This is a genomic window from Parasphingorhabdus halotolerans, assembly GCF_012516475.1.
Taxonomy (GTDB): domain Bacteria; phylum Pseudomonadota; class Alphaproteobacteria; order Sphingomonadales; family Sphingomonadaceae; genus Parasphingorhabdus; species Parasphingorhabdus halotolerans.
The window spans coordinates 1,167,366-1,192,979 of sequence record NZ_CP051217.1; the positions used below are offsets into that span (position 1 = coordinate 1,167,366).

Annotated in this window: 29 protein-coding genes, 1 tRNA gene and 2 pseudogenes; 19 read left to right on the forward strand and 13 right to left on the reverse strand. The window is 54.1% G+C overall.

Annotated elements, in window-relative coordinates:
• Positions 1–11 precede the first annotated feature (11 nt).
• Both HF685_RS16295 and HF685_RS05530 read right to left on the reverse strand, forming a co-directional pair.
• The gene (locus HF685_RS16295; RefSeq protein WP_343040091.1) at positions 12–425 is read right to left on the reverse strand and encodes an acyl-CoA dehydrogenase family protein; all 414 of its coding nucleotides are present in this window, start codon (positions 423–425) and stop codon (positions 12–14) included.
• On the reverse strand, positions 311–1,225 hold the full coding sequence (locus HF685_RS05530) for an acyl-CoA dehydrogenase family protein (protein WP_246218771.1): 915 nt from the start codon (positions 1,223–1,225) through the stop codon (positions 311–313). The genes HF685_RS16295 and HF685_RS05530 overlap by 115 nt, the downstream gene beginning before the upstream one ends.
• 178 nt (positions 1,226–1,403) lie before the next feature.
• Between HF685_RS05530 and HF685_RS05535 the strand changes: the two genes are divergently transcribed.
• The 18 genes from HF685_RS05535 to HF685_RS05620 all read left to right on the forward strand — a co-directional run bounded on the left by HF685_RS05535 (position 1,404) and on the right by HF685_RS05620 (position 17,636).
• Entirely contained in the window at positions 1,404–2,159 is a 756-nt protein-coding gene (locus HF685_RS05535) for an SDR family oxidoreductase (protein ID WP_246218772.1), read from the forward strand.
• Between the two features lie 4 nt (positions 2,160–2,163).
• The gene (locus tag HF685_RS05540) at positions 2,164–3,084 is read left to right on the forward strand and encodes a VOC family protein (RefSeq protein ID WP_168818650.1); all 921 of its coding nucleotides are present in this window, start codon (positions 2,164–2,166) and stop codon (positions 3,082–3,084) included.
• Complete coding sequence (locus tag HF685_RS05545; protein WP_168818651.1) at positions 3,084–3,962, forward strand: CoA transferase subunit A; 879 nt, start codon at positions 3,084–3,086, stop codon at positions 3,960–3,962. Before HF685_RS05540 ends, HF685_RS05545 begins: the two co-directional genes overlap by 1 nt.
• The gene (locus HF685_RS05550; RefSeq protein WP_168818652.1) at positions 3,962–4,756 is read left to right on the forward strand and encodes a CoA-transferase subunit beta; all 795 of its coding nucleotides are present in this window, start codon (positions 3,962–3,964) and stop codon (positions 4,754–4,756) included. The genes HF685_RS05545 and HF685_RS05550 overlap by 1 nt, the downstream gene beginning before the upstream one ends.
• Complete coding sequence (locus tag HF685_RS05555; protein ID WP_168818653.1) at positions 4,753–5,652, forward strand: enoyl-CoA hydratase; 900 nt, start codon at positions 4,753–4,755, stop codon at positions 5,650–5,652. Before HF685_RS05550 ends, HF685_RS05555 begins: the two co-directional genes overlap by 4 nt.
• Before the next feature lie 3 nt (positions 5,653–5,655).
• Positions 5,656–6,744 (forward strand): NAD(P)H-dependent flavin oxidoreductase, encoded by a 1,089-nt coding sequence (locus tag HF685_RS05560; RefSeq protein WP_168818654.1) that lies wholly within the window; start codon positions 5,656–5,658, stop codon positions 6,742–6,744.
• A complete protein-coding gene (locus HF685_RS05565; protein WP_168818655.1) occupies positions 6,744–7,493 on the forward strand; it encodes an enoyl-CoA hydratase family protein in 750 nt (249 codons plus the stop codon). The genes HF685_RS05560 and HF685_RS05565 overlap by 1 nt, the downstream gene beginning before the upstream one ends.
• A complete protein-coding gene (locus HF685_RS05570) occupies positions 7,493–8,656 on the forward strand; it encodes an acyl-CoA dehydrogenase family protein (protein WP_168818656.1) in 1,164 nt (387 codons plus the stop codon). The genes HF685_RS05565 and HF685_RS05570 overlap by 1 nt, the downstream gene beginning before the upstream one ends.
• 121 nt (positions 8,657–8,777) lie before the next feature.
• Positions 8,778–9,710, forward strand: coding sequence for an acyl-CoA dehydrogenase family protein (locus HF685_RS05575; protein WP_168818657.1), 933 nt, complete (start codon positions 8,778–8,780; stop codon positions 9,708–9,710).
• A gap of 9 nt (positions 9,711–9,719) precedes the next feature.
• A complete protein-coding gene (locus HF685_RS05580) occupies positions 9,720–10,871 on the forward strand; it encodes an acetyl-CoA C-acetyltransferase (protein WP_168818658.1) in 1,152 nt (383 codons plus the stop codon).
• A 5-nt stretch (positions 10,872–10,876) separates the two neighbouring features.
• On the forward strand, positions 10,877–11,326 hold the full coding sequence (locus HF685_RS05585; protein ID WP_168818659.1) for a nuclear transport factor 2 family protein: 450 nt from the start codon (positions 10,877–10,879) through the stop codon (positions 11,324–11,326).
• Positions 11,326–12,231: an SDR family oxidoreductase gene (locus tag HF685_RS05590; RefSeq protein WP_211051379.1), complete on the forward strand. Its 906-nt coding sequence runs from the start codon at positions 11,326–11,328 to the stop codon at positions 12,229–12,231. The genes HF685_RS05585 and HF685_RS05590 overlap by 1 nt, the downstream gene beginning before the upstream one ends.
• Positions 12,231–13,286, forward strand: a complete 1,056-nt coding sequence (locus HF685_RS05595) for an acyl-CoA dehydrogenase family protein (RefSeq protein ID WP_168818660.1) — start codon at positions 12,231–12,233, stop codon at positions 13,284–13,286. Before HF685_RS05590 ends, HF685_RS05595 begins: the two co-directional genes overlap by 1 nt.
• On the forward strand, positions 13,283–14,461 hold the full coding sequence (locus tag HF685_RS05600; protein ID WP_168818661.1) for an acyl-CoA dehydrogenase family protein: 1,179 nt from the start codon (positions 13,283–13,285) through the stop codon (positions 14,459–14,461). Before HF685_RS05595 ends, HF685_RS05600 begins: the two co-directional genes overlap by 4 nt.
• Positions 14,458–15,237 (forward strand): SDR family oxidoreductase, encoded by a 780-nt coding sequence (locus HF685_RS05605; RefSeq protein WP_168818662.1) that lies wholly within the window; start codon positions 14,458–14,460, stop codon positions 15,235–15,237. Before HF685_RS05600 ends, HF685_RS05605 begins: the two co-directional genes overlap by 4 nt.
• 3 nt (positions 15,238–15,240) lie before the next feature.
• Positions 15,241–15,702, forward strand: a complete 462-nt coding sequence (locus HF685_RS05610; RefSeq protein WP_168818663.1) for a MaoC family dehydratase — start codon at positions 15,241–15,243, stop codon at positions 15,700–15,702.
• Positions 15,703–15,705: 3 nt separating this feature from the next.
• Positions 15,706–16,083: a nuclear transport factor 2 family protein gene (locus HF685_RS05615; RefSeq protein WP_168818664.1), complete on the forward strand. Its 378-nt coding sequence runs from the start codon at positions 15,706–15,708 to the stop codon at positions 16,081–16,083.
• A gap of 2 nt (positions 16,084–16,085) precedes the next feature.
• The gene (locus HF685_RS05620) at positions 16,086–17,636 is read left to right on the forward strand and encodes a FadD3 family acyl-CoA ligase (RefSeq protein WP_168818665.1); all 1,551 of its coding nucleotides are present in this window, start codon (positions 16,086–16,088) and stop codon (positions 17,634–17,636) included.
• 66 nt (positions 17,637–17,702) lie between these two features.
• On the opposite strand, the pseudogene HF685_RS05625 reads toward HF685_RS05620, so the two are convergent.
• From HF685_RS05625 to HF685_RS05645, 5 genes and pseudogenes are all read right to left on the reverse strand, one after another.
• Positions 17,703–18,259 (reverse strand): annotated as a pseudogene (locus tag HF685_RS05625) (transposase).
• 74 nt (positions 18,260–18,333) lie between these two features.
• Entirely contained in the window at positions 18,334–19,191 is an 858-nt protein-coding gene (locus HF685_RS05630) for a ThuA domain-containing protein (protein ID WP_168818666.1), read from the reverse strand.
• The gene (locus HF685_RS05635; RefSeq protein WP_168818667.1) at positions 19,188–20,903 is read right to left on the reverse strand and encodes a GMC family oxidoreductase; all 1,716 of its coding nucleotides are present in this window, start codon (positions 20,901–20,903) and stop codon (positions 19,188–19,190) included. The genes HF685_RS05630 and HF685_RS05635 overlap by 4 nt, the downstream gene beginning before the upstream one ends.
• A complete protein-coding gene (locus HF685_RS05640) occupies positions 20,903–21,550 on the reverse strand; it encodes a gluconate 2-dehydrogenase subunit 3 family protein (protein ID WP_168818668.1) in 648 nt (215 codons plus the stop codon). The genes HF685_RS05635 and HF685_RS05640 overlap by 1 nt, the downstream gene beginning before the upstream one ends.
• Positions 21,547–21,798 carry a hypothetical protein gene (locus HF685_RS05645; protein WP_168818669.1) on the reverse strand — a complete coding sequence of 84 codons (252 nt, stop codon included), beginning with the start codon at positions 21,796–21,798 and terminating at the stop codon, positions 21,547–21,549. Before HF685_RS05645 ends, HF685_RS05640 begins: the two co-directional genes overlap by 4 nt.
• Positions 21,799–22,098: 300 nt before the next feature.
• Here HF685_RS05645 and HF685_RS16300 point away from each other — a divergent pair.
• Positions 22,099–22,740: pseudogene (locus tag HF685_RS16300) on the forward strand (sulfatase-like hydrolase/transferase).
• Between the two features lie 216 nt (positions 22,741–22,956).
• Here the strand turns inward: HF685_RS16300 and HF685_RS05660 are convergent.
• From HF685_RS05660 to HF685_RS05680, 6 genes are all read right to left on the reverse strand, one after another.
• A tRNA-Phe gene (locus tag HF685_RS05660) sits at positions 22,957–23,032 on the reverse strand.
• A 113-nt stretch (positions 23,033–23,145) separates the two neighbouring features.
• Positions 23,146–23,361: a DNA gyrase inhibitor YacG gene (locus HF685_RS05665; protein WP_425500176.1), complete on the reverse strand. Its 216-nt coding sequence runs from the start codon at positions 23,359–23,361 to the stop codon at positions 23,146–23,148.
• A complete protein-coding gene (locus tag HF685_RS16305; RefSeq protein WP_246218773.1) occupies positions 23,358–23,774 on the reverse strand; it encodes an SLC5/6 family protein in 417 nt (138 codons plus the stop codon). The genes HF685_RS05665 and HF685_RS16305 overlap by 4 nt, the downstream gene beginning before the upstream one ends.
• Entirely contained in the window at positions 23,771–24,784 is a 1,014-nt protein-coding gene (locus tag HF685_RS05670) for a sodium-dependent transporter (protein WP_246218774.1), read from the reverse strand. The genes HF685_RS16305 and HF685_RS05670 overlap by 4 nt, the downstream gene beginning before the upstream one ends.
• A gap of 56 nt (positions 24,785–24,840) precedes the next feature.
• Positions 24,841–25,221, reverse strand: a complete 381-nt coding sequence (locus HF685_RS05675; RefSeq protein ID WP_168818671.1) for a histidine triad nucleotide-binding protein — start codon at positions 25,219–25,221, stop codon at positions 24,841–24,843.
• Positions 25,221–25,541, reverse strand: coding sequence for a phosphoribosyl-ATP diphosphatase (locus tag HF685_RS05680; protein ID WP_168818672.1), 321 nt, complete (start codon positions 25,539–25,541; stop codon positions 25,221–25,223). Before HF685_RS05680 ends, HF685_RS05675 begins: the two co-directional genes overlap by 1 nt.
• Between the last annotated feature and the right edge of the window lie 73 nt (positions 25,542–25,614).

Sequence of the window (25,614 nt, forward strand, 5' to 3'; positions counted from 1 at the left end):
CAAACCGTTCCTTACAAGAATGTGAAAGCAGGAGGCTGACCCAGCATTGTGCCGACAACATCGCCAGTCCGGTTATTCGGATCATTGGCAACATGCGCCCTCGCCGCGTTGAGATCGAGCCACGGCTGGATGATTTCGCTGGACGTGTAAATTGCGCGACCGCCCAGAAGCTGCATCATATCGTCGACCAACCGCGCCAAACGACGCACCACGGTGGAAGATTGATAGGCAAATAGCGCCCGCTTCTCCATCGGGATTTCTTCACCACGTTCGGCAATTTCCATTAGCTCGTCAAATGTCGCCTTTTGGGTCAATTCCATTTCAAGCGACTGCGCATGGGCCGCCGCGATCGCAGCGTGGAGCATCGGGTCTTCTTTCGAAGCCTTGCCTGTATTCGATGAAATACGGCTTTCCATAATCGCCATCGCACCATTGATCGCCGCACGCGCGCCGCCAAAGGCCGCCGTTGAAACAGAACGCGTAAACACTTGCGCCCAGGGAAGAGAGTAGAGCGGCCCTTCATTGGCTTCTTGGCCCGGGTTCTGGCAAAGAAATCCGTCAGACGCTTTGTGCGTACGATATTCCGGCACAAACGCGCGATCGACGATAATATCGTGACTGCCCGTTCCTTGCAGGCCAAAAACGTGCCACGCATCTTCACCAATCTCGTAATCTTCACGCGGCAGCAGGAACGTCCGCATTTCCGGCGGCCCTCGCCGCCTTCCGGAAAGATCAAGGCCCCGAGCAATACCCAGCCGCAATGCACGGAACCGGAAGAGAAGCCCCAATGACCACTCAGATAAAACCCGCCATCGGCATGCTCGACCTTGCCAACCGGTTGATAGGTTGAAGAAACCAGCATTGAAGGATCTTCACCCCAGACTTCCTGCTGCGCTTTGTCATGAAACAACGCCATCTCATACGGGTGACAACCCAGAACGCCATAGACCCAGCCCGTCGACATGCAGCCCTCGGCAAGCTGCTTTTGCACATCGAAAAACACATTGGGGTGCATTTCATAGCCGCCCAGACGCTTGGGTTGCAGCACCTTGAAGAAACCAGCCGCCTGCATTTCGGCAATTGTTTCTTTAGAAACATTGCGGTCAGCAGTGGTTTGTTTGGCCCGTTTTTTCAGCGTCGGGATCATCGCCCGCGCCCGATCGACAAGCTCTTCATGTGTCGGAATGTCGCCCGATTGTGTCTTGATTGCTGTAACCGTTGCCATCTTCATCTCCATCACATATTTCGACTCAATAACGCATATTGCGGAAATTCGTAAAATTTTTTGTCATAAAATACGCAAATCGTCAATTGAAAAGCATATTTGCTTCCGTTATTGTAGTTTTTTAGCCTATACATCATCTGATTCTATCAATCAGTACGTTATTTGGGGAAGTGAAAGAGTGGATTTCGGTCTGGACGGCAAAGTGGCAATTGTCACCGGAGGCACGCGCGGCTTGGGACGCGATGTGGCCGAAGCGCTTGCCGGTCAAGGCTGCAAGGTCATGGTCTGCGGTCGTAACCAGCCGGAAACACTGGCAGAAAATATAGCTTTTCGTATTGCCGATATCCGCAAAGCGGATGCTGCAGAGCAATTGGTGGCAGATACTGTGTCCGAATTTGGCCGATTAGATATATTGGTGAACAATGCGGGCGGCTCTCCGGCAGCCGATGCAGCGACCGCTAGTCCGCGATTTGCCGACTCTATTATGCAACTCAATTTGATGGCACCTTATTATATGGCGAGGGCAAGCCATCCACATCTGGTAAAGTCGGACAACGGCAGCATTATTAACATCGGCAGTGTGGCAGGCATAAGACCTGCCCCCGGCACAGCGATTTATGGTGCAGCCAAGGCTGGCCTGCTTAATCTGACCCAAAGTCTCGCGCAGGAATGGGGCAAGGATAAAATCCGCGTCAACGCAATTATCGTCGGTCTTGCTGAAACCGAAAATGCTGAAGCGACATATGGTGATGCCAATGCGCAGGCCACCGTGGCAGCATCATTGCCGCTCGGGCGTATGTGCAAGGGTGAAGATGTGGCGAATGCGGTTTGCTATCTGGCGTCGCCAGCGGCGGAATATATTTCGGGCGCGCGGCTCAATGTCGATGGCGGCGGTGAAAGACCATATTTCTTGGATTTGGTAAAAGGAGGCTGATGCCATGGGTATAAAAGGACTGGGCTATGTCGTGATTGAAACGACAGACTTGTCAAAATGGCATGATTATCTGACCGGCGTAGTCGGCGCGATGGCGGATGGCAAAGGCGCAGACGGCGCGGCGCTATACCGGATCGACGCACGCGCGGCGCGCTTCCGGATTATCAAGGCGGATGCTGACCGGTTTGCGGTTGCAGGATGGGAACTGGCTGATCAGGCTGATTTCGACGCGATGGCGGACAAATTGCGCGACGCTGGATGCGAGGTGGCCGATGGCGATGCGGCGAGCCGGGGCGTTGAGGCACTGGCAAGCGGAAAAGACCCTGCCGGGCATCAATTTGAAATTTTCCACGGTGCCGCGCAGGCCGATACCGCTTTCCAATCTCCCGCTGGCGTCAGCGGTTTTGTCACCGGCGATCTTGGCATGGGCCATGTCGTCTATGGATCGCTGGCCTTTGAAGAAACGCACAAATTTTATCGCGATGTCATGGGCTTTGGCGATTCCGATCTGCCCGAAATTGAAGTCGGTCCGCCGGGAACACCCAAAATGGGTATCGCCTTCATGCATGCGGAAACCGGGCGGCATCACAGCGTTGCGGTTATCCAGATGCCCGCGCCACCGACGGGCTGCGTCCACATCATGGTCGAGGCAAAATCGCGCGCAGATGTCGATAAGGCTTATGAGCGGATGGCAGCAGCCGACGTTCCGGTTTCTGCCACGCTGGGCGAACATACCAATGATCAGGTGACGAGCTTTTATATGCAGACGCCGGGCGGATTTGATCTGGAATTTGGTTTCGAAGGGCTCGTCATTGATCCAGCAACTTGGGAGCCAACCGCCCATACCACGCCCAGCCAATGGGGACATGAATGGGCCTGGCAAAAAGCGGCTGCAGAAGCCGCAACAGAAGAGGCAAACGGTTGATGCTCGATAAAAGAATGACCCCTGCCGAAATTGTCGGCCAACTATCCAATGGCATGACTATTGGCATTGGCGGCTGGGGGCCCCGGCGGAAACCAATGGCGCTGGTGCGTGAAATTATGCGCAGTGAACTCAAGGATTTGACCATCGTCGCTTATGGCGGCGCGGATGTCGGGATGCTGTGCGCGGCGGGTAAAGTCAAGAAACTTGTCTTTGCATTTGTCTCGCTCGACGCCATTCCGCTCGAACCCTGGTTCCGCAAATCGCGGGAAGCCGGTCAAATCGAGGTATTGGAACTGGACGAAGGCATGTTGCAATGGGGATTAAAGGCGGCAGCTTTCGGGCTTCCATATCTTCCAACGCGTGTTGGTCTTGGCACTGATCTGGCTGAACTCGGAGGGCTCAAAACCGTGCAATCGCCTTACGAAGATGGCGAGACCCTCATCGCCATGCCAGCGCTGAAACTCGATGCAGCCTTGCTCCACGTTAATCGCTGTGACCATCGCGGTAATGTCCAGTTGCTAGGGCCGGATGCTTATTATGACGAATGGTATGCCAAGGCAGCGGCGAAAACCTATGTCTCGTGTGAAGAACTCGTCGATAAGATGGAAGACCATTATCATGACGATGCACAGGCTAATATATTCGAACGTTGCTTTGTAACCGGCGTTACTGAAATAGTCGGCGGCGCGCATCCGTCCTCTATGCCGCCGCTTTATGGTCCGGATATGAAAGCGTTTAAGGTTTATGCAGGCGCTGCGAAAGACCCCGGTGACTGGAATGCGGTCGCTGACCAGTTTGTCGGCGCAGATGAAGCGGCATATCTTAAATCTGTTGGCGGAAAGGAAGCGGTTCTGAAAACACCGCTGGCGATATACTGATGAGCGATATCACTCTTGCAGAGCTGTGCATTTTTGCCTGTTCCGAGACATTCCGGACGGATCGCGAAATCATCGCAACCGGTATTGGTCCTGTCCCGCGCGTTGGCGCTGGTTTGGCCAAGTTGACGCACTCGCCCGGCCTGATGATGACCGATGGCGAAGCCTATCTGGTGGAACAGCCCGTTCCCATGGGACCACGCGGCGATTACAAACCCAAATTTGCCGGCCATCTGCCCTTCTCGCGCTTCTTTGACAGCGCGGTGTGGACAGGACGCCGTCACGCAATGGTGACGCCGACCCAGATTGACCGCTTTGGCCAGACCAACCTGTCACAGCTTGGCGGAACGCATCACCAACCCAAGACCCAGATGCTGGGCGTGCGCGGATTTCCGGGAAATTCGATTTATCACGCGAATTCGATGTTCATTCCGTTTCATTCGACGCGAACTTTTGTCGAAGGCGAAGTCGATATGGTGTCCAGCGCGGGTTATAATCCGGCCAAGCGGGTTGCGGGCGGCAATTACGATCATATCGACCTGCAAAAGATGGTCACTAATCTTTGCGTGATGGACTTTGGCGGACCGGGTAACGCTGTCCGTGTGGTCACGCTGCATCCCGGCGTGACTTTTGACGAAGTACAGGCAGCAACCGGCTTTGATTTGATAGATGCGGTCGAAGGCGAAACCGCCCTGCCCGATTCAGACGCTCTGACGATTATCAATCAACTAGACCCCCACGGGTTTCGCGCGCATGTTATCCGCGACAATCCGCCAGCTATAAGGACATCAGCATGAGCGACAATATTGTACCGTTAGAAGACGTAACCCCGGTTTATGAAACCGACGAGCCAATCCTCTATGAAGCCAAAGATGGCATCGCCTGGATCACGCTTAACCGGCCAGAATTTCATAATGTCCAGAACAGCCAGATGACTTATGCACTCGATGATGCGTTTATGAAAGCTGTCGATGATGATGCGGTGAAGTGCATTGTGCTGAAATCTGATGCCAAGCATTTTAGTGCTGGCCATGATATCGGCTCGCCGGGACGCGATTTCCATTCCAGTTTTGACCGCCGCCTGATGTGGTATGATCACGCCAATAAAGCGGGCGCGGAAAAAGCCTATATTCGCGAGCAGGAAGTCTATCTGGGCATGTGCAAGCGCTGGCGGAATATTCCCAAGCCGACGATTGCTCAGGTCCATAAAGGTTGCATCGCGGGCGGGCTAATGCTGGCATGGGTGTGCGATTTGATTATCGCTTCCGATGATGCGTTTTTTCAGGATCCGGTTTTGCAAATGGGCTTTCCCGGACTTGAGTATTTTGCGCATACATTCGAATTAAACACCCGTATTGCCAAGGAATTTTTGTTCCTGGGCGAACGGATGAGCGCAGAACGCGCTTATCAGATGGGGATGCTCAACCGGGTTGTTCCGCGCGAGCAGCTGGCGGATGAAGTGCTGAAAGTAGCAACGCGTATCGCTGAACAACCGCGACTGGCCCTGCAACTCGCCAAACAGGCGTGTAACCATATGGATACGCTGGCCGGCAAGGAAGCCGGTATCGATGCGTCATTTGGCTATCATCACTTTGCCCACGCCAATAACCAGTTGACCAAGGGCGATTATATCGCCGGATTTGATGGCAAGAAAATGGCCGAAAAAAATAAAGCACAGGAAGCCAAAGGCTGATTGATGGGCGATCCGCTTTCCACACCGCTAACCGAAATGCTGGGCTGCCGCTTGCCGGTGGTGCAGACCGCCATGGGCTGGATTGCAACACCGCAGCTCGTGGCAGCGTCCAGCAATGCGGGCGCGTTCGGCTTCCTGGCAGGAGCGGTTATGCAGCCTGCGGAGTTGGCCAGCGAGATTGCTAAACTCAAGGATATGACACCGCATAATTTTGGCGTGAATTTCCACAGTTTCCAGCCAGGTGCCAAAGAGATTGTCGAGGTTATTTTGGCGAACTCTGATCGGGTACGGGCAGTCAGTTTCGGACGCGGTCCCGATGCCGAGATGATTGGCAAATTCCGTGAAGCAGGGATTATCTGCATGCCCACCGTGGGACTGCAAAAACATGCCGAAAAAATGGTCGCGCTGGGCTGTCAGGCGATCACAATCCAGGGCGGCGAAGGTGGCGGTCATACTGGGTCAGTTGCTACTACCGTGTTGTTGCCGCAGGTGCTGGATGCGGTTGATGTGCCAGTGATTGCAGCGGGCGGTTTCGCCGATGGGCGCGGACTGGCAGCAGCGCTGGCTTACGGTGCAGCGGGGATCGCCATGGGCACACGCTTTATGATGACCAGCGACAGCCCCGTGCCCGATGCGCCCAAGAAGAGTTATACGGGCGCAACCACTAACGACATCACTGTCACCACGAAAGTCGACGGTATTCCGCAGCGCATGATCATCAATCCGATGCTCCGCAAAATCGAAAAATCCGGAGCGCTATCCAAATGGCAACGCGGCCTGATGGCTGCCCTCGCGATGAAGAAACAAACAGGGGCCAGCTGGAGCGACCTGATCAAAACCGCGCGCGGGATGACCGCGCACGGCGACATGAGCCTGCCCGAAGCGATGATGGCCGCAGCCGCCCCGATGCTGCTTCAGAAAGCTGTGGTCGAAGGGGACGCGGAGAATGGACTGATGGCAACCGGCCTGGTAGCAGGAAGACTAGATAATATAATAAGTTGCAAGGAACTCCTTACACAGATTGAGAATGATGCCAGAACGCACTGCGCGGCACTTTCACAAACTTCCAATGCTCTAAAAGGAGCCGCCTGATGCCGATCACCACCACCATCAAGGACAAGATTGCCGAGATTGTTTTCGATGTCCCGCCAGTTAATGCGTTCAATAGCGAAACATGGATGTCGCTACCGGATATGGTAACCGAGGCAAGCCGCAATCCCGATGTAAATTGCGTCCTCATCCGCGCGGAAGGCAAAGGCTTTTGCGGCGGAGTAGATATCAAGGAGATGCAGGCGCATCCTGAACGCATCACCCTTCTCAATCGCGGCAATTATCTGACCTTCAAGGCTATAAGGGATGCCGAAGTTCCGGTGATAAGCGCGGTGCACAAGTTCGTTATCGGCGGCGGCATTGGTATTTGTGGCGCTAGCGACAGTATCTTTGCAGCGGACGATGCCTATTTCTCTTTGCCTGAGGTGGATCGTGGCGCGATGGGCGGGGCATCGCATCTTTCGCGTATGTTGCCTCTCCATAAAGTGCGCGCAGCCTTCTTTACCGGCGGTACTGTGTCGGCCGAAGAGGCATACCGATTGGGCGCGGTAGAGAAAGTTGTTCCGCGAGATCAACTCGAAAAAGAAGCACGCGAATTTTGCGCCATCATCGCATCAAAATCCCGCAAAGCACTGGTCATTGCCAAGGAAGCCCTCAACGGTCTCGAAGAACGCGATGTGGATCGTGGGTATCGCTGGGAACAGGGCTTTACGCTCGAAATGTACATGCACGAAGACAGCCAGAAATCGCGTGATGAGTTTATTGAGACAGGCAAGGCGGCCAAATTCTGATGGATTTGAAATACACTCCCGAACAACAAGCGTTCCGCGCCGAAATACGCGCATGGCTCGCAGCAAATGTGCCGGACAAACCACTACTAACATTGGAAGGTGAAGAGGGTTTCCACCAGCATGTCGAGTGGGAGCGCAAGCTTGCCAGCGGCAATTGGGGCATGGTCACATGGCCGGAACAATATGGCGGACGCGGGTTGGATTTGATCCAGTGGTTGATTTTTGAAGAAGAATATTGGGCAGCAGGCGCTCCGCTACGCGCCAATCAGAACGGTATTTTCCTGCTTGGCCCAACTGTCATGGAATATGGCACGGACGAACAGAAGGCTCGCTTCCTGACACCTATGGCTAACGGTGAAGTGATGTGGGCGCAGGCATGGTCAGAACCGGGCGCAGGCTCCGACATGGCCGCGATTACCACCAAGGCAGTTCGCGATGGCGATCATTATGTGATCTCCGGCCAGAAGACATGGTCGAGCCGTGCGAGTTTCGCCGATTGGGGTTTTGGCCTCTTCCGCACAGAGGAAGGCAGCAAACGGCACAAGGGATTGAGCTTCATCCTGTTTGATCTCAACAGCCCCGGCATTACCCGCCGCCCGATCCGGCAATTGCATGGCGAGCCTGGCTTTGCGGAGTTATTTTTCGACGAAGTGCGCGTGCCAGCCGAAAACATGTTGGCTGGAGAAGGCGAAGGCTGGAACGTGGCCATGGCAACCGCTGGATTTGAACGCGGTTTAATGCTGCGTTCTCCCGGCCGTTTTCAGGCGACAGCCAAGCGATTGGTTGAATTGTATAGAGCCAATGAAGCCAACGCTTCGCCAGCGACACGAGAAGCCGTTACGCAGGCGTGGATGGGTACGCAGGCTTATGCTTACAATACCTATTCAGTTGCTGCGAAGATCTTGGCTGGCGGCAAAATTGGCGCAGAAGCAAGCCTCAACAAGATTTTCTGGTCGGAACTGGACCGATCGATGAACAGATCCGCTATGCAATTGATGGGCGCAGCGGCGGAACTCGCCAAATTTGCTGACGGCACGGTCAATCAGTGGCTTGATGGTTATATTTTCTCGCTCTCAGGCCCGATCTATGCCGGCTCCAACGAAATACAACGGAACATCATCGCTGAACGTTTCCTCGGATTACCAAGACAGGGAGCGGGCTAATGGATTGTGCGTTTTTCGTCATTGCGAGCGTAGCGAAGCAATCCAGAGCGGCGCAGCGGCGCCCTGGATTGCCGCGTCGCTGCGCTCCTCGCAATGACGTCAATTTGGCGAGGCTCGTCTGATGGAATTTTTGCTGACCGAAGATCAACTCACCCTTACCGAAGGGGTCCGCGAATATTTTTCCGGAACGCACGGCCCCGAAGTGCTTCGCCGTCTTGATGAGGGCGACAATCGCGACCCAGCAATCTGGCAAGGTCTTGTCGAAATGGGCTTGCCCGGTCTGTTGGTGCCAGAAGCGGAAGGTGGCTTAGGCCTCAAGCTACTCGACGCAGCTTTGATTGCCGCCGAATGTGGCCGAGCTTGTTTGGCCGAACCTTTGGTCGATACGGCTTTTGTTGCGGTTCCATGGTTGATTGCAAATGGAAACACCGCTGACTTGGCTGCGATCGCTTCCGGTGAAAAAACAATGCCACTCGACCATAAGATAAACGGATGGGTCGCTGATGGCGATGGCTTTCCTTGGCAAAGTGTTGATCCGCTTCGCAACCTTACGGCTCCGTCCGTCGATGCTACCGATGATCCGCACTTGCTCAATCTCGGCGCACTTATGTCTGCCGCGCAACTCGTCGGTATTGCCGATGCAATGCTCGAACAAGCTGTCGAATATGCAAAAGTCCGCAATCAGTTTGGTCAACCCATTGGCGCCTTTCAGGCGGTTAAACATCATCTGGCTAAGGCTACAGTTGCGCTGGAATTTGCCAAGCCGGTAGTCTGGCGTGCTGCCCAAGCGATGGATGATGGTATCGACAGCGCACAAATCCATGTCAGCCATGCAAAGCTCGCCGCTGGCGATGCTGCTCTACAAATGGCGGAAACCGCCATCCAAATTCACGGCGCAATGGGATATACCTACGAAGTCGATTTGCATTTCTGGATGAAGCGCAGTTGGGCGCTGATCGGCGCATGGGGCAGCCGTGCATTTCATTCAAAACGGATTGATGACGCAGTGATCGCTGGATCGCTGGACATTGGTCCCGCACATACATTTGCTTAAGGAAATTTGATGGCCGAAGCCTATATTATTGACGCAGTTCGCACGCCGATTGGCCGCAAGAAAGGTTCGCTGGCGGAAGTCCATCCGGCTGATCTGGGCGCCCATCCAATCAAGGCATTGACGGAGCGAACGGATTTTGATGCGGGCGCAGTGGATGATGTTGTTTGGGGCTGTTGCGATACCATCGGGCCGCAAGCAGGCGATATCGGTCGTTCTGTTTGGTTGGTTGCCGGTCTCCCGCAGCATGTGCCCGGCACAACCGTGGACCGTCAATGCGGCTCCTCTCAACAAGCGCTGCATTTTGCGGCGCAAGGGGTGATGTCAGGCACGCAGGACTTGGTTGTTGCGGGCGGCAGTCAAGCCATGAACGCCATTCCGATCAGTGCAGCGATGTACGCGGGCCAGCCTTACGGCTTCGACAATCCGTTCAATACGTCCCCCGGGTGGGTGGCGCGCTATGGCGATGGCTTACTCAATCAGATCAACTCGGCAGAGATGATCGCTGACAAATGGGATATATCACGCGAGCAGATGGAAGAATTCGCTCTCGCCTCTCACCAACGTGCACAGTCAGCAACGGACAATGGGTGGTTCAAGAACGAGATTGCACCATTGGAAGGATTGGAAGCCGACGAGACCATCCGGCCTACCACCACGCTGGAAGGCCTCTCCCAACTTAAAGTCATTCAAGAAGGCGGCAAGGTAACCGCTGGTGTTTCGAGCCAAAATTGCGACGGTGCGGCAGCCATGCTGGTCGCTTCAGAACGGGCGGTCAAAGACCACGGCCTGAAACCGCGCGCGCGCATCCATCATATATCGGTTCGTGCCGATGATCCAGTCTGGATGCTTACCGCACCGATGCCGGCAACCCAACATGCGCTGAAAAAGGCGGGAATGACTGTCAATGATATCGACCTTTTCGAATGCAACGAGGCATTTGCCAGCGTGCCAATGGCGTGGATGAAGGAACTCGGCATCCCGCATGAGAAAGTGAATATTCACGGCGGCGCGATTGCCTTGGGTCATCCGTTGGGTGGGACAGGCGCACGCTTGATGACCACTCTGCTGAACGCGCTTGAACGGACCGGTGGCCGCTATGGTCTTCAGACAATGTGTGAAGGCGGCGGGCAAGCCAATGTTACGATTATCGAGAGGCTGTAGTACAGATGGCCAATGCTGCAATCGACATACCCAATCTCATCTATCGCTATGCCAATGCGATTGATGCTGCCGACTTTGACGGCGCAGCGGCGATGTTCGATCATGGACATGTCGTAGCAAACGGCCATGAAATTAAAGGCGCAGAAAATATCAAAACGATGTGGGAAAGCTGGATCAGGCTCTATCCTGACGGAACGCCCCGAACGCGGCACATCATTACCAACCCCATTATCGAACTTTCCGATGATGCGACGACCGCCACTTGCCATGCACAATGGACGGTTTTGCAAGCTACTGATGAATTGCCTCTGCAGCCGATTGCGACAGGTCGATATCGTGACCGTTTCGCCATTATTGGCGGGGCATGGAGCTATACAGAGAAAGAGTATTTGCAGACCGATCTGGTGGGAAACACCAGCGGACATACAAAACAACCGATAAAAGAAAGAGCATAATGGGAATTTGTGACAACAGAACAGTCATCATCACCGGTGCTGCACGCGGACTGGGCAAAAGCTACGCGCTCGCCTTTGCGGCAGAAGGCGCAAATGTGGTGGTCAACGACATTGGCACTTCTTTGGGCGGCGAAGGCCGGGATACCAGCGCCGCGGACGCGGTGGTGGAAGAGATCAAAGCGGCTGGCGGCAATGCTATCGCCAATTACGAAGACGTGACCGATTGGGACGCCGGCAAGCGGATCGTTGAAGCCGCTGTTGAAGCGTTCGGTGATCTTCATGTAGTCGTGAACAACGCCGGTATCGTGCGCGACCGGATGTTTGTGTCCGCGACGCTCGATGAATGGGATGCGACGATGCACGTGCATCTGCGCGGGCATTTTTGTATCGCCCGTCATGCAGTGGATTATTGGCGCGGGCGGGCCAAAGAAGGTCATGAGGTTGATGCGCGGATAATTAATACAACGTCCGGCGCCGGTTTGCAGGGGTCGATTGCGCAGTCGGCTTATTCGACGGCCAAGGGCGGCATTGCCAGCCTGACGTTGGTTCAGGCCGCTGAACTGGGGCGCTATGGAATAACCTCGAATGCACTCGCACCCTCGGCCCGCACACGGATGACCGAACAAGCCTTTGCCGATAAAATGGCGACCGGTGGCGATGCATTTGATGTGATGCATCCTGATAATATTGCGCCAACGGTTGTTTGGCTGGGATCACCTCTATCGAAAGATGTGACGGGTTGTATCTTCGAACTGGAAGGCGGAAAAATCATGCTGGAAGATGGTTGGCGCGAAGGTCCGGTTGTTGACAAGGGCGCAAAATGGGAACCTGCCGATGTCGGAGATGCCGTCTCCAAATTGATAGAAGAACGGGTCGAACCACGCAAAGTTTGGGGTACAGCCTGATGGACTTTGCCTTCACCGACGAGCAATTGATGATCGCCGAGACTGCTCAGCAGTTTTTTGCTGAAAATGCGACCAGTGAACGCACCAGAGCCGCGATGGAGAATGATGGCATTGATCGCCAGCTATGGACTGATTTCTGTCAGGAACTGGGTCTGGGCGGTATCATCATTCCCGAAGAAAATGGCGGCGCTGGTCTGGGTCATGTCGAGCTGGCTGTGGTCGTGGAGGCCGCAGGCGCGCGGGTTGCGGCATTACCGCTGCTCAACCTTGCAATCTGCTCTGCGATGATTGCTGCCGGTGGAACTGAAGATCAGAAACAAAAATGGCTTCCCAAACTCATATCGGGCGAAGTGATAGGTGCTGCTGCGGGCAATGACACTGTCAAACATGATGGCAACACACTCAACGGCAGCTTTGAGCTGGTGCCGCATGCTGGCATCGCCGATGTCCTCATTTTGGCGCATCCTGATCAAGCATGGATTGTGGAAAAAGATGCCCCCGGCCTGTCAATCGAGACCTTCACGACGATGGATCAGACAAGGCCGCTTTCAACAATCACACTGAAAAATGTCGAAGGCGAACCCTTTGAGAATTTCGAACCCGCCATGCATGCCTCCCAATCGGCAGCCTGGCTTTGTTTGGCCGCAGAGGCTTTGGGCGGCGCGCAGGCCTGTCTCGACCGGACCGTCGCATATTCCAAGGAACGTGTTCAGTTCGGGCGACCCATTGGCAGTTTCCAAGCCTATAAACACCGCGCCGCCGATATGATGATTGAGATCGAGCAGGCGCGTTCGGCGGTTTACTGGGCAGCTTGTGCAGTCGATGAAGGTTCGGATGATGTAAAACTGGCGCTGCATGCCGCAAAATCCTTTTGCGCTGATACGTTCTTTAAATGTGCAGGGGATATGATCCAGCTGCATGGCGGGATTGGATTTACGTGGGAGCATGACGCGCACCTGTTTTTCAAGCGCGCTCGCTCGATCCAGACGATGTTGCTGGACGGCAATTGGCATCGCGAGCAAGTCGCGACGATGATATTGGGAGAAGCGGCATGAAGCTAGGTTTCTCAAAAGCCGAAGAAGATTTTCGTAGCGAATGTGCCGACTGGCTCAACGCCCAGATGGCAGGTGAATTTTCCGACATCAAGGGCATCACAACTCTCACCGCTAAGGCGGAGCGCCGCAAGGAATGGGAACAGCAACTCGCTGCGCACAAATGGTCCTGCATCGGTTGGCCAACTGGATGGGGTGGTCGCGGAGCTACCCTCGCAGAACAGGTTATTTTTGCCGAGGAATATGCGCGTGCGGGTGTCCCCGGCCGGGTCAATCATATTGGGATTGAGCTAGCTGGACCGACCTTGCTGGCCTTTGGAACCGAAGAACAGAAAAAGCAGTTCCTGCCAGATATAGCTGCCGGTAAAACAATATTCTGTCAGGGATTTTCTGAACCCAATGCCGGTTCTGACTTGGCAAGCGTGCGGACCAAAGCGCGGCTTGAAGACGGCAATTGGGTGGTCAATGGCCAGAAAATCTGGACTAGCCTCGCGCATATATCCGACTGGATTTTTGTCATCGCGCGCAGCGAAGAAGGAACCAAAGGTCCGAAAGGCCTCACATTCCTGATGATGCCGATTGATCAACCCGGGATAGACATTCGCGGAATCAAACAGATCAACGGCGATGCAGAATTTAACGAGACGTTCTTTACCGATGCAACTTGCGACAAGGACAGTTTAATCGGCACGCCTGGCGAAGGCTGGAAAATCGCAATGGGGCTGCTCGCCTTTGAACGCGGTGTTTCGACGCTCGGTCAGCAAATGGGTTTCCGTAACGAGCTCGATGAGGTCATTGCGGCTGCAAAGGCTAATGGCGCTGCCAGCGATCCATTGATCCGACAACGTATTGCCAAGGCTGAAATCGGGCTAAACCTGATGCGTTATGGCGCTCTTCGGATGCTTTCGAATACCGATCATTCAAAAGTTGATGGCGCCGCGCTGACTTACAAAATTCAATGGGCGACCTGGCGCAGGAATTTGGGTGAACTAGCAATGGATGTGCTTGGCCAAGCTGGCGAAGTGACAGACAATCCGGATTATGAATGGAGCACCCTGCCCAACCTGTTCCTCTATTCGCGCTCCGATACAATTTACGGTGGCACAAACCAGATCCAACGCAACCTGATCGCCGAACGGGCACTTGGTATGCCGCGAGAACCCAGAGGTGATACATGAGCTTGATCCCGACCTATCCCGAGCCGCGCGATTTACTGAAGGGCAAGACCGTTGTTGTCACCGCTGCTGCAGGAACGGGCATCGGTTTTTCCGCCGCCAAGCGCGCCGCCGAAGAAGGCGCGAGCGTGTTGATGAGCGATTTTCATGAGCGCCGACTGAGTGAAGCCGCTGATCGGATTGCAGAAGCGGTTGGGAAACGCCCGGAAACTTGTGTTTGCGATGTTACCCAGCAGGAGCATATCGACAATCTACGCGATACAGCGATTGAAAAGCTGGGCCATATTGATGTATTGATTAACAATGCGGGCCTCGGCGGTGAAGTCGATGTTGTCGATATGACCGATGAGCAATGGGAACGCGTGCTCGACGTGACGCTCAACAGCGTGTTCCGTATGACGCGCTCGTTTCTGCCGCACATGCAAGATCGCAAGACCGGCGCTATCATCAACAATGCCTCGGTGCTCGGCTGGCGCGCGCAAAAGGGTCAGGCGCATTACGCTGCGGCTAAAGCTGGCGTGATGGCGTTCACCCGTTGTTCTGCCATTGAAGCCGCAGAATTTGGCGTACGGATCAACGCAGTCGCGCCCAGTATCGCGATGCATGCCTTTCTCGCAAAAGTTACGACCGACGAATTGCTGGCAGAACTTTCAGCCAAGGAAGCCTTTGGACGTCCCGCAGAAGTCTGGGAAATTGCAAACGTGATGATGTTCCTCGCCTGCGATCTGTCCTCTTATATGACTGGAGAAATTATCTCAGTCTCCAGTCAGAGGGCCTGAGCCATGACAAAGATATATGACAGCCCGCGCGATTTAGTTGGTCAAGAAGGTACGATCCTTGGCCCCAGCGACTGGCTGCTAATTGATCAGGAACGCGTTAACGGTTTTGCCGACGTCACCGGCGATCACCAATGGATTCATGTCGATGAAGAGCGCGCCAGGGAAGGTCCGTTCGGCGGAACGATTGCGCACGGTTATCTGACGATGAGCCTCGTGAACCTATTCCTGCCCACGCTGGTCGAAGTGCGCGGATTTACCCATGCGGTGAACATTGGTTCTGATAAAATGCGTTTCCTTGCACCCGTTCTGGTGGGAAGCAATATTCGCGCGGTCGGCGAGATCATTAAAGTCGAGGAAATCAAGGGAGCAATCCAACAAATCATTCGCGTCACCATAGAAATTGAAGGCAGCGAAAAGCCCGCTTGTGTGATCGATACCGTTAGCCGCTATTATCCGGAGGATTAGAATATGCCTGTTTCCATTGAAGACAAAATCAAAGCCGTCGAAACCTATATTAATAGCTTTTCAAAGCAGGATGTCGAAGCGATTGTCGGACTCTATGCTGATGATGCAACGATCGAAGATCCGGTCGGGACGCCGCTAAAAGAAGGCATTGAAGCCATACGTGAATTCTACACTGGCGCAGTTGGAAACGGCGCAAAGCTGGAGCTTGAAGGCACGCCGCGCTGCGCAGGCGATAGTGTCGCCTTTCCATTTCGAGCAATAGTCGATCTTGGCGGCAACAAGGCGCATATCGAAATCATTGATACATTCCGGTTCAACGACGACGGCAAAGTAGCTGAAATGCGGGCCTTTTGGGGGCCGGAAAACATGAAGCCTGTTTAAAGATGAGTGAAAGCACCATGCCCTTGACGATCCCGCATGTCGCGGAGGACGCTGCCCGCAAGTGGGGCAACGCCCCCGCTTTGCTGGAGAACGGGGACGAGTGGAGCTTTAACAAACTGTGGCGGCGGGCACGGGAATGCGCATCAGCCTTTATCGCATCAGGTATTGACAAGGGTGACCGCATTGCAATCTGGGCACCGAATAGCCGGGAGTGGATTGTCATTGCGCTCGGAGCGCTAACCGCAGGTGCGGCGATCGTGCCGCTAAACACGCGCTTCAAGGGCCGTGAAGCCGGAGATATTTTACGGCGGACAAAGGCAAAACTGCTATTCACTGTCGACGATTTTTTGGACACCGATTATCCGGCGCTAATTGCCGATGAAGATTTACCCGAACTCCGAGAAATATTCCTAATCAGCAAAAATCTGGGGACCTTTCTAGCACAGGGACAAGGCACGGATGACCCAACAGTAAACGCCGCATTAGCGCAGCTTTCACCTGACGATATTTCGGATATCATGTTTACCAGCGGCACCACCGGCGCGCCCAAAGGAGCGCTTTCCACCCATGGCCGGATTGTACCGATGTTCCAGCATTGGGTCGAAGTGATGGGCCTTGAAGCTGGCGAACGCTATCTCATCGTCAATCCGTTTTTCCACAGCTTCGGTTATAAAGCCGGATGGGTCGCAGCCCTGATCGCAGGGGCAGTTATCATCCCCATGCCCAGCTTTGATATTCCGGCCGTTATTGACCGGATTGAAAAAGACAAGGTCAATTTCCTGCCAGGAGCTCCGACGATTTATCAGTCGCTGCTGGCCGCGAAAGCCGACAATGATTTTGATACATCCTCCTTGCGCGGGGCAGCAACCGGGGCTGCAACCGTGCCGCCCGAGCTCATCCGCCGGATGCGCGCAGAATTGAATTTGACCGATACCGTGACCGCCTACGGTATGACCGAATGTTCTACCATCACGGCATGCCGCCGGGGCGATGATGCCGACCTTATCGCCCAGAGTTGTGGCAAGGCCATTCCCGGCCTCGAAGTTATCATAGCTGGTAACAGCGGCGAAGAAGTCGATCGCGGTGAAACCGGCGAAATATGGGTGCGCGGCTATGGTGTAATGCTTGGCTATCTTGATGATCCCGAGGCCACAGCCGAAGCCATCGATAAGGACGGCTGGCTCCATACCGGCGATGTCGGGACCATGGACAAAGACGGTTATGTCCGCATCACCGACCGCAAGAAGGACATGTATATTTCCGGCGGTTTCAACTGCTATCCGGCTGAAATCGAGAAATTGCTATCCGAACATCCAGCCGTGGGCATAGTGGCTGTGGTCGGTATTCCGGATGACCGATTGGGCGAGGTCGGAAAGGCTTTCATTGTACCGCGACCCGGCACGCAGATTGATGAGGCCGATATATTGACTTGGGCAAAAGAAAATATCGCCAACTACAAAATTCCGCGCACCATAATTTTGTGCGAATCACTTCCGATGAACGCATCAGGCAAGATACTCAAAACCGAACTACGCCAGCGGGTCGCAGCATAACCAAGGCAGCACAAAGCCTGATAAATTTTGATCATACTACGCATTAGACTCGAGGCTCAGGATTCATTAATTGATCCAGAATGCGCAGATAGCAGTGATGGTGATAGCGGCCATGAAGGTGTGCGTGCATCGGTCGTAGCGTGTGTGGATGCGTCTCCAGTCTTTGATGCGTGCGAAGAGATTTTCGATTTTGTGGCGCTGCCGGTAGAGGGTTTTGTCGAAGTCAGCAGGGAATATCCGGCCCTTTCGCGGCGGGATACAGGCGGTAATGCCTATGGCTTTCAAGGCAGCGCGGTATTCGTCGCTGTCGTAACCCCTTCGACCTGCTCAGGATAGGCTTTGTCGCCGATCATCAGCACATCCGGCTCGTCCGCTTGTTTGACAAGAGCAGCGAATATGCGGCTGAAGACGCCCAGCTTGCTCCAACGCACAAAGCGGCTGAAAAGCGTCTTGTGCGGACCATAGCCAGACGGCGCATCGCACCAGCGAAGACCATTCTTCAGGCCATGGACAATCCCGGATAGTACCCGCCGGTCATCCACTCTGGGAACGCCATGAGAAAGTGGAAAATATGGCTCAATACGGCACATCTGCGCCCCATTCAGCACCGGCAAATCATTCATCAAAGGCTCCTCAAATCAGAACCCCTTGAATCAAATCAATCACAGCTATGCAAGCCATTTAAAGCATCCTAAGCCTAACTCTCGGCTTTGCCCGTCAATAACCACCTGCTTGCCTCTAGTAACAGTGCACGATAATTTTCGTCGGCATAGCTTGATGCCTGATGACCGAGCGCAGAATAGAAGGCGCGGCCTTTGCCAAGGTCGTGATGCCAGATCAACGGGTGGTCACCCATTTTCAGATCGTCTCCGAACATCCAGGTAGAGGGATTATAGCTGTCTTCATCAATTGACACGAGAACGTTGGTCTTATCGCGCGGGCTAGTGTTGAAAGTATACCATTCGTCATTCTGTTCCCAGATAGCGGGAAGGTGACGGGTCGCGGGATGGCGTTGATCCTCCACGTTCAGTTTCGCGTCCTGAAAATGCGGGATATTGGGATGACTGCGGAACTGGGTTCGGATTAACTCTGTCGGTTGCCATTGCCATTTATAGGCGCGGTCGCCGCCAGCCGCGTGGATACCAAGGAACTGCCCGCCACTTTCCATATATTCCATGAACGCTGCCTGCTGGTCCGCTGTCAGGGCATCACCAGAAACATTGTTCCAGACAACCAGATCGAACTTCGCCAAGTCTTCGGGATTATTCACCGCTCCATTTTCGGTAGCGAATAACGTCCAGCCTTCCGACTTTGCAAAATCGGCAAACATCGCGTGGGCCGCCGGAATTGCATCGATGTGACGGAATCCGTTGGTTTTGCTGAATACCAAAACCATAGGCTTTCCGTCCGCATCGGGGATTGCTGGCGCCACCGTGTCGTAAGTCGGCTCGACAAACATCTCATGTTGCCAGAGCATGTAGAACGCATATCCGATAAACAGCAGAAACAGCAGCATAATCGGTGCGACCACAAATTTGAAAAACTTGGCAATCATAGCGCGCCCTTCTTCCATTGCTTGGCCGCATAGTCTGCCGCCCGGGCGGTGAGAGCCATATAGGTTAGCGACGGATTGACATGCCCGCTTGAAGCCATGGCCGCGCCATCGGTGACAAACAGATTGGGCACATCATGGCTCTGGTTCCAGCCATTAAGCGCGGATGTTTCAGGATCCTTGCCCATGCGAATTGTACCCATTTCATGTATTGCCGAAATGGGGCCCGCTTCATCGCTGGCGGTAGCAATAAACGCGGCTCCTGCGGCTTTCAATATCCGGTCAGCCTGCTGCTTCATGTCACTGCGCATCTTATCTTCATTCTCTCCGAACTGCATATCAATATGCACAATCGGCATGCCAAACGCATCACGTTTATTTTCATCGAGCGTGATCCGGTTGTTGGCATCAGGTAAAGTTTCACCAAACGCTACCATCGCAAATATCCAGGGCCCGGGCTTGCGCAGGCTTTCCTTGTAATCCGCACCGATGCCCTTTTGGTGCATGGTGAAACGGTGATCGAGCCGGATGGTATTGCATTGAAAGCCATAGCTGCGGATAAATTCGGCATCGTCGTCCTTGCTTTGAATATTGCGAAAGCGCGGGATATAGGTGCCATTGGGACGATTGCCGGTGAAATAGCGGTCAATGTCATCAAAGAAGACGCCAGTATTGACGCCATGCTCGTTATGATCCATCAAAAACCGTCCGACCACACCGCTACTGTTTGCAAGGCCATTGGGGAAAGCCGCTGATTTGCTGTTGAGCAATATCTGCGCGCTGTGAATGGTCGATGCGTTGAGGAAAATGATGCGCGATTTATAGATCAATTGTTCGCCGCTCTCCATATCCTTTATCTGCACGCCAGTCGCTTTGCCGGTCGCTGGATCATGGAGAATTTTCTGAACCGCGCTATTGGCCCGCAACGTTAAACGTCCGGTTTTCATCGCTGCAGGAAGCGTCGAACTTTGCGTGCTGAAATAGCTGCCGGTTGAGCAGCCTCGCGGACAGGGGCCACAATAATGGCAGGGCGCACGGTCGCCCAATTGCTCGGTCAGTACGGCCGCGCGGCCCATCGTGTAGGTCAGCTCGCTAGCATGACGCGCCAATCGTCCCTTGATGCGTTTTTCAAGTGCATACATTTCCATCGGCTTTTGGAACTCACCATCGGGGAAGTAATCGAGGCCCTCTTTCTTGCCGGTAACCCCGATAAATTTCTCGATATGGCTATACCAGGGCGCAAGATCATCATAACGCACCGGCCAGTCGGTTCCATGACCGTCAATCGCATTGGCTTCAAAATCGACCGGCGCCCAGCGGTAAACCTGTCGGCCCCACATCAGCGAACGTCCACCAACCCGCGCACCTCTTATCCACTCGAATTGGGTGTCGCCTTCCTGAATATAAGGTTCGTCACTGTCCTTGATAAAATGCTGGCGCGTCGCTTCGTCAAAGGCATAGTTTTTGGATTGCGTCGCGTAGTCCTTTTCATTCGCCTGATAGTTGGGAAGGTTGGCAAAAGGGATCGTCCAATTCGAAGCATGCTCGCCAATATAGCCAGCGCCATGTTCGAGCGGCGTGCCGCGTTCGAGCATCAGCACGTGCATCCCTTTTTCGGTCAGTTCTTTAGCGGCCATCCCGCCGGTAATGCCCGAACCGATGACGATGGCGTCATACATCCTGCCGGTTGAAGGAATGTTTTCTTGCTCTGCCATCACATAAACGGGGTGGCAGCCCAGCTGCTTTCATCGGATGCCAGACTGGCCTCGCCATCAAAAATTCCCGCCATCGGCGCGTAGCGCAAGACTTCCTGCGCGCCGATTTCGGACATAAAGAAACCGGTCACCGCAATTTCCTTGAACAAGGCCATAAACGGCGTGTCCGCGCGTGCGTCAGCCACCGATTGCCCGCCAAAAGCGAACCAGGGGTGATCGCCCTGTTCTTCCTCCATCGCTTCCAGCACCGCTTTTTGAGCGCCCGCATCGCATTGCGCGAATATGCCGCCGTGGTTGGCCTGCGCGCGTTTATCGGCCTCTGCCAAGCCTTTATCAAATAACATTCGTTCAGGCTCAGCCATCCATTGGGCGTAAAGCAGCTCGATAAATTTGGGCACGCCGGCTTCTTTGGCTCCAGCCGTATCAGTTTTTGGAATAAGCGTTTCGCACATGGCAGAAACCAGCGCACGCTTCTCGGGCGAAAAAACATCCACCGCCTGATTGATCCAGGCATCGCGCGCAATCATCGGCAATGGTTTCTCAGCATTAGTCGCATTGGCCAACATCGCGGCAAGACCGCTGGAATAGACGATGCCGCCCATTGCAGCGGCAACCCCGACCATGAATCCCCGCCGTTCCATTGTCATGCTTTGGCTTCCTTTCTGGCGCGCCTTTTTTGCAGCAACCACAAGATCGCAAGACCGAACAACCCAACCAGAAACGTGACCATCCAGCGATTGGGCGAGAACATGAACTGTGCGGTGAGATAGCGCAATACGCCATAAGCCGAGTAGAGAAATTCGAGTTTCGATAGATGATAAAGCTCAAAAAAAAGGTCGGCAATTAGAGGCGTACCAAAATGGATAAATGCGACGATCGCTGCCAATATAACCAAGCTCTTTTTCGAAAACCGCCCCATGAACTGGGCGTAACAGTGGGGAAATTTCGAGTCAAACGGCGAAGCGATTTATGATGGATGGCTTGCACAGCAAAGTTCGTATTGGTTAGAGTAATACCTCGTCCGGACCAGGGGCACATATCATCAAAAAATGGTTGAAACGTCTGGGGCTGGTTTTCGCCCTGCCCATACTTCTGATACTGGCACTCGGGCTTTGGGCCGGGTTTCCTGACCGGGAGGCATGCTCCCCACGCCGGATTGCCCAATGTGGTCTTTCCGACCGGCGGCACCAAAAGCATGCTCAATATATTAGCCAGCGAAAATGTCCGCTTGCCCGCCGAAGAAATCACCATTGCCGAGCTTTTGAAAGCGGACGGTTATTCGACTAACATGATTGGTAAATGGCATATCGGTGACCGGCAACCATCGCGGCCCAATGACTTTGGTTTCGATCATTATTTTGGCGCATTATATAGCAACGACATGGAGCCTTTTGCGCTATATCGTGATGATAAAATCGCCGTGAAAGCGCCTGTCGACCAAACCAAACTGGATAAGTTATATACCGATGAGGCGGTTGCCGTTATCAATCGGCAAAGCTAAAAAAGCGGCCCATTCTTTCTCTATTTTGCTCACAATTTTCCGCATATCCCACTATTTGTGGTGCCAGAACGCCAAGGGCAATCTGCTGCGGGCACCTATGGCGATGTTGTCGAGTCTCTCGATCGCGACGTAGCCCAACTTGTCGAGGCGTTGTCACGCACGGGAACGCTCGAAAATGCGATTATCATTATCAGCAGCGACAATGGCCCTTGGTATGAAGGCAGCGCAGGTTTTGTTGCGTCCGCTAAATTTAAGCCAGGACATCTCACTGTGTTTCCGATGTTGCTGTGGCCAAGCAGTATTTCTATGGTCCGCAGATTGCCTAGCGCCGTTTAGATGATCGAGGCCTCGATGTGACACAATGAATGTGTGCAACAGTCCTCTTGCGGCCGTCTGATACCTGTCGCCTTGGATGGTGGCGCATTTGCTTTGTGGGTGCTGGCCGATATTGCTGGGCGGGATATCTCCGTTCGTGCCGAGCCTGTCGAAGCACATGGTTCAACATTTTTTCGGACGCCGGTTCCCCGAACCGGCTCTGGTCCGAAAAAAAAGTGGTGCCCGAAGGCGGATTCGAACCACCGACACAGCGATTTTCAGTCGCTTGCTCTACCAACTGAGCTATTCGGGCACATGGCCTGCCGAAGCGTGGCTGACCGATTAAGAAGCGCCGCTATAGGCGGGGCGCGGGCGGGTTGTCCACCCTAAAAATCGCTTGCGTGGGGTGCCGGATTATCGTTCCATTCACGCCTCTCCGTCGCGACCGGAATTGTCGGCGAAATGGTCCATCAGCTGATCGGGCGAAACCGCTGGCCCCGGCACCCGATATCCCTCTCCCAGCCATTGCAACAAGTCACGATCCTTGCAGCCTGCGCTGCAAAACGGCTTGAATTGAGAGGCCTGCGGCTTTTTGCAGACCGGGCATTTCGAAAACTTGGATTGCGACAAGGTCAGGTTCAACCCAGCAGGACGGGAAACAGACCGAACAACGCGATGCAGAATACGGCTATCGGTGCCAGCCAGGAAATCAGGAAGCGATAAAGCACAAAAATGCCTCCTTCCAATCCCGTCTCAGCCGCAACCAGTTTCTTGTCCGCGCGCCAACCGATGAAAATCGCCGTCAAAAATGCGGTAATCGGCAACAGAATTTTCGACACCACATCGTCAATTGTATCGAAAATATTCTTGTCTTCAAACAGAGACCAGAAGCCGAGCAGCCGCACATCGCTCCAGACATTGAGCGAGAGCGCACAAGCAACCCCGATGAGGAAAATGAGACCGCCAACCGTCCATGCAGTAATGGCGCGACCCGATCCGAACCGTTTCATCGCCCATGCAACCACTGCCTCAAGCAGCGAGATGGAACTGGTCAACGCCGCAAAAAAGATGAGGACGAAAAACAACAATCCGACCAACGAGCCCCCGTCATCGTGTGGAATGCTATCGGAAGCGACTGAAACACCAATGTTGGGCCAGCCGCGACGTCCAACCCGACAGCAAAAACAATCGGGAAGATCATCAGGCCGGCGAGGATCGCAACACCGGTATCGGCAAAAGCAATCATCCCGGCTGTTGGTGCGAGTTTGGTTTCCTTGGAAACATAGCTGCCATAAGTGATCAGGGCTGCCGAAGCGACGCTGAGCGAGAATAGCGCCTGACCCAATGCATCGTTCATTACTGCAGGGGTCAGTTTGGAGAAATCGGGTGTGAAGAGAAACGCCACGGCCTTGGCAAATTCCCCGGTAAATGCGCCATAAATGGTGATTAAAACCAGCAACACAAAGAAGGTCGGCATCATATACTTCGCGGCTTTCTCAATGCCGTCGGTCACCCCGCGTGCAACGATCCAGATCGTGATTCCCATGAATAATGTATGCATCCCAAGCAACATCGGGATATCGGCAAAAAGGTCGGTCATCCGGCTAGGGATTGTGTCGGGAGACTCCGCTGCCAACGCGCCAGCCAGCGGATTACCGGAAAACAGCGCGCCAAGAAAATCGCCCGCCATCACGCCGACGTAATAGAGCACCCAGCCAGCTACTACGCTGTAAAAGGTCAGGATCAGGAACGCATTCAGCGTACCAATGCCGCCGAATATACCCCAATTTCTGCTCCGTCCGGAATCCTCGGCCACCTTGACAACGCTATGATAGGCATCGCTTCCGCCGTGGCGTCCGATCAAAATTTCTGAAAGGAGCATCGGCAGCCCGATGAGAAGGATGCAGATAATGTAGAATAAGACAAACGCCCCGCCGCCGCTTTCACCCGCCAGCGTGGGAAAGCGCCAGATGTTACCAAGACCTACGGCGGCACCAACCGCTGCCAAAATAAAGGCGGTCCGCGATGACCAGCCTTCTCCCGTCGGTACTGCTGCTCCTGCCATATTCAACTCCCCAATAATCCCAATGCACCGGCTGTCCGGTATCATTACGTCCGTTACTAGCCTCTCATCAACATTGGTCCAAGCGGTTTTCCGGCAAATATGTGGACATGCAAATGGGGAACTTCCTGATGACCGTCTTTGCCAATATTGGCGAGCAAGCGGTATCCGGGCTCGACCATGCCCGCCTCACGGGCGACATGCCCAACAGCGCGAACAAAACCGGCTATCTCGCCATCGCTGCCATTGGCAGAGAAATCATCCCAACTGACATATCGCCCTTTGGGAATGACCAGAATATGGTGCGGTGCTTGCGGATTAATATCATGAAAAGCCAGCGCATGTTCATCTTCATAAACCGTCTTGTTAGGAATTTCGTCCCGCAGGATTTTTGCAAAAATATTCTCATCATCATAAGGTTGCGTTGCATCAATCGCCATTAACTTGTTCCTCTTGAAGATTTTTCCGTAATTCCTGAGAGGCCTTCCCGACGTTCCAGTTCCGCCAATACATCGGCCATCGACAAATCCATGTCCGCCAGCAACACCAGAAGGTGAAACATCAGATCAGCCGCTTCGCCAACCATCGCGGGCTTGTCATCCTGCACCGCTGCAATAACCGCTTCAACCGCTTCTTCCCCCAGCTTCTCGGCCATTTTCGCACGGCCGTTTCTGCCAAGACTGGCGACGTAGCTATCCGGCGCGTTGGCAGCCCGCCGCATCCGGATCGTTTCTTCGAGCTTTGCGAGTGTGTCGTTCATAATGCGCGGTTTGCGCGAGCATGGGCCGCTGCGTCAAGCCCTTGCATGGGAATGATGGCCTAAAGCAGAAAAA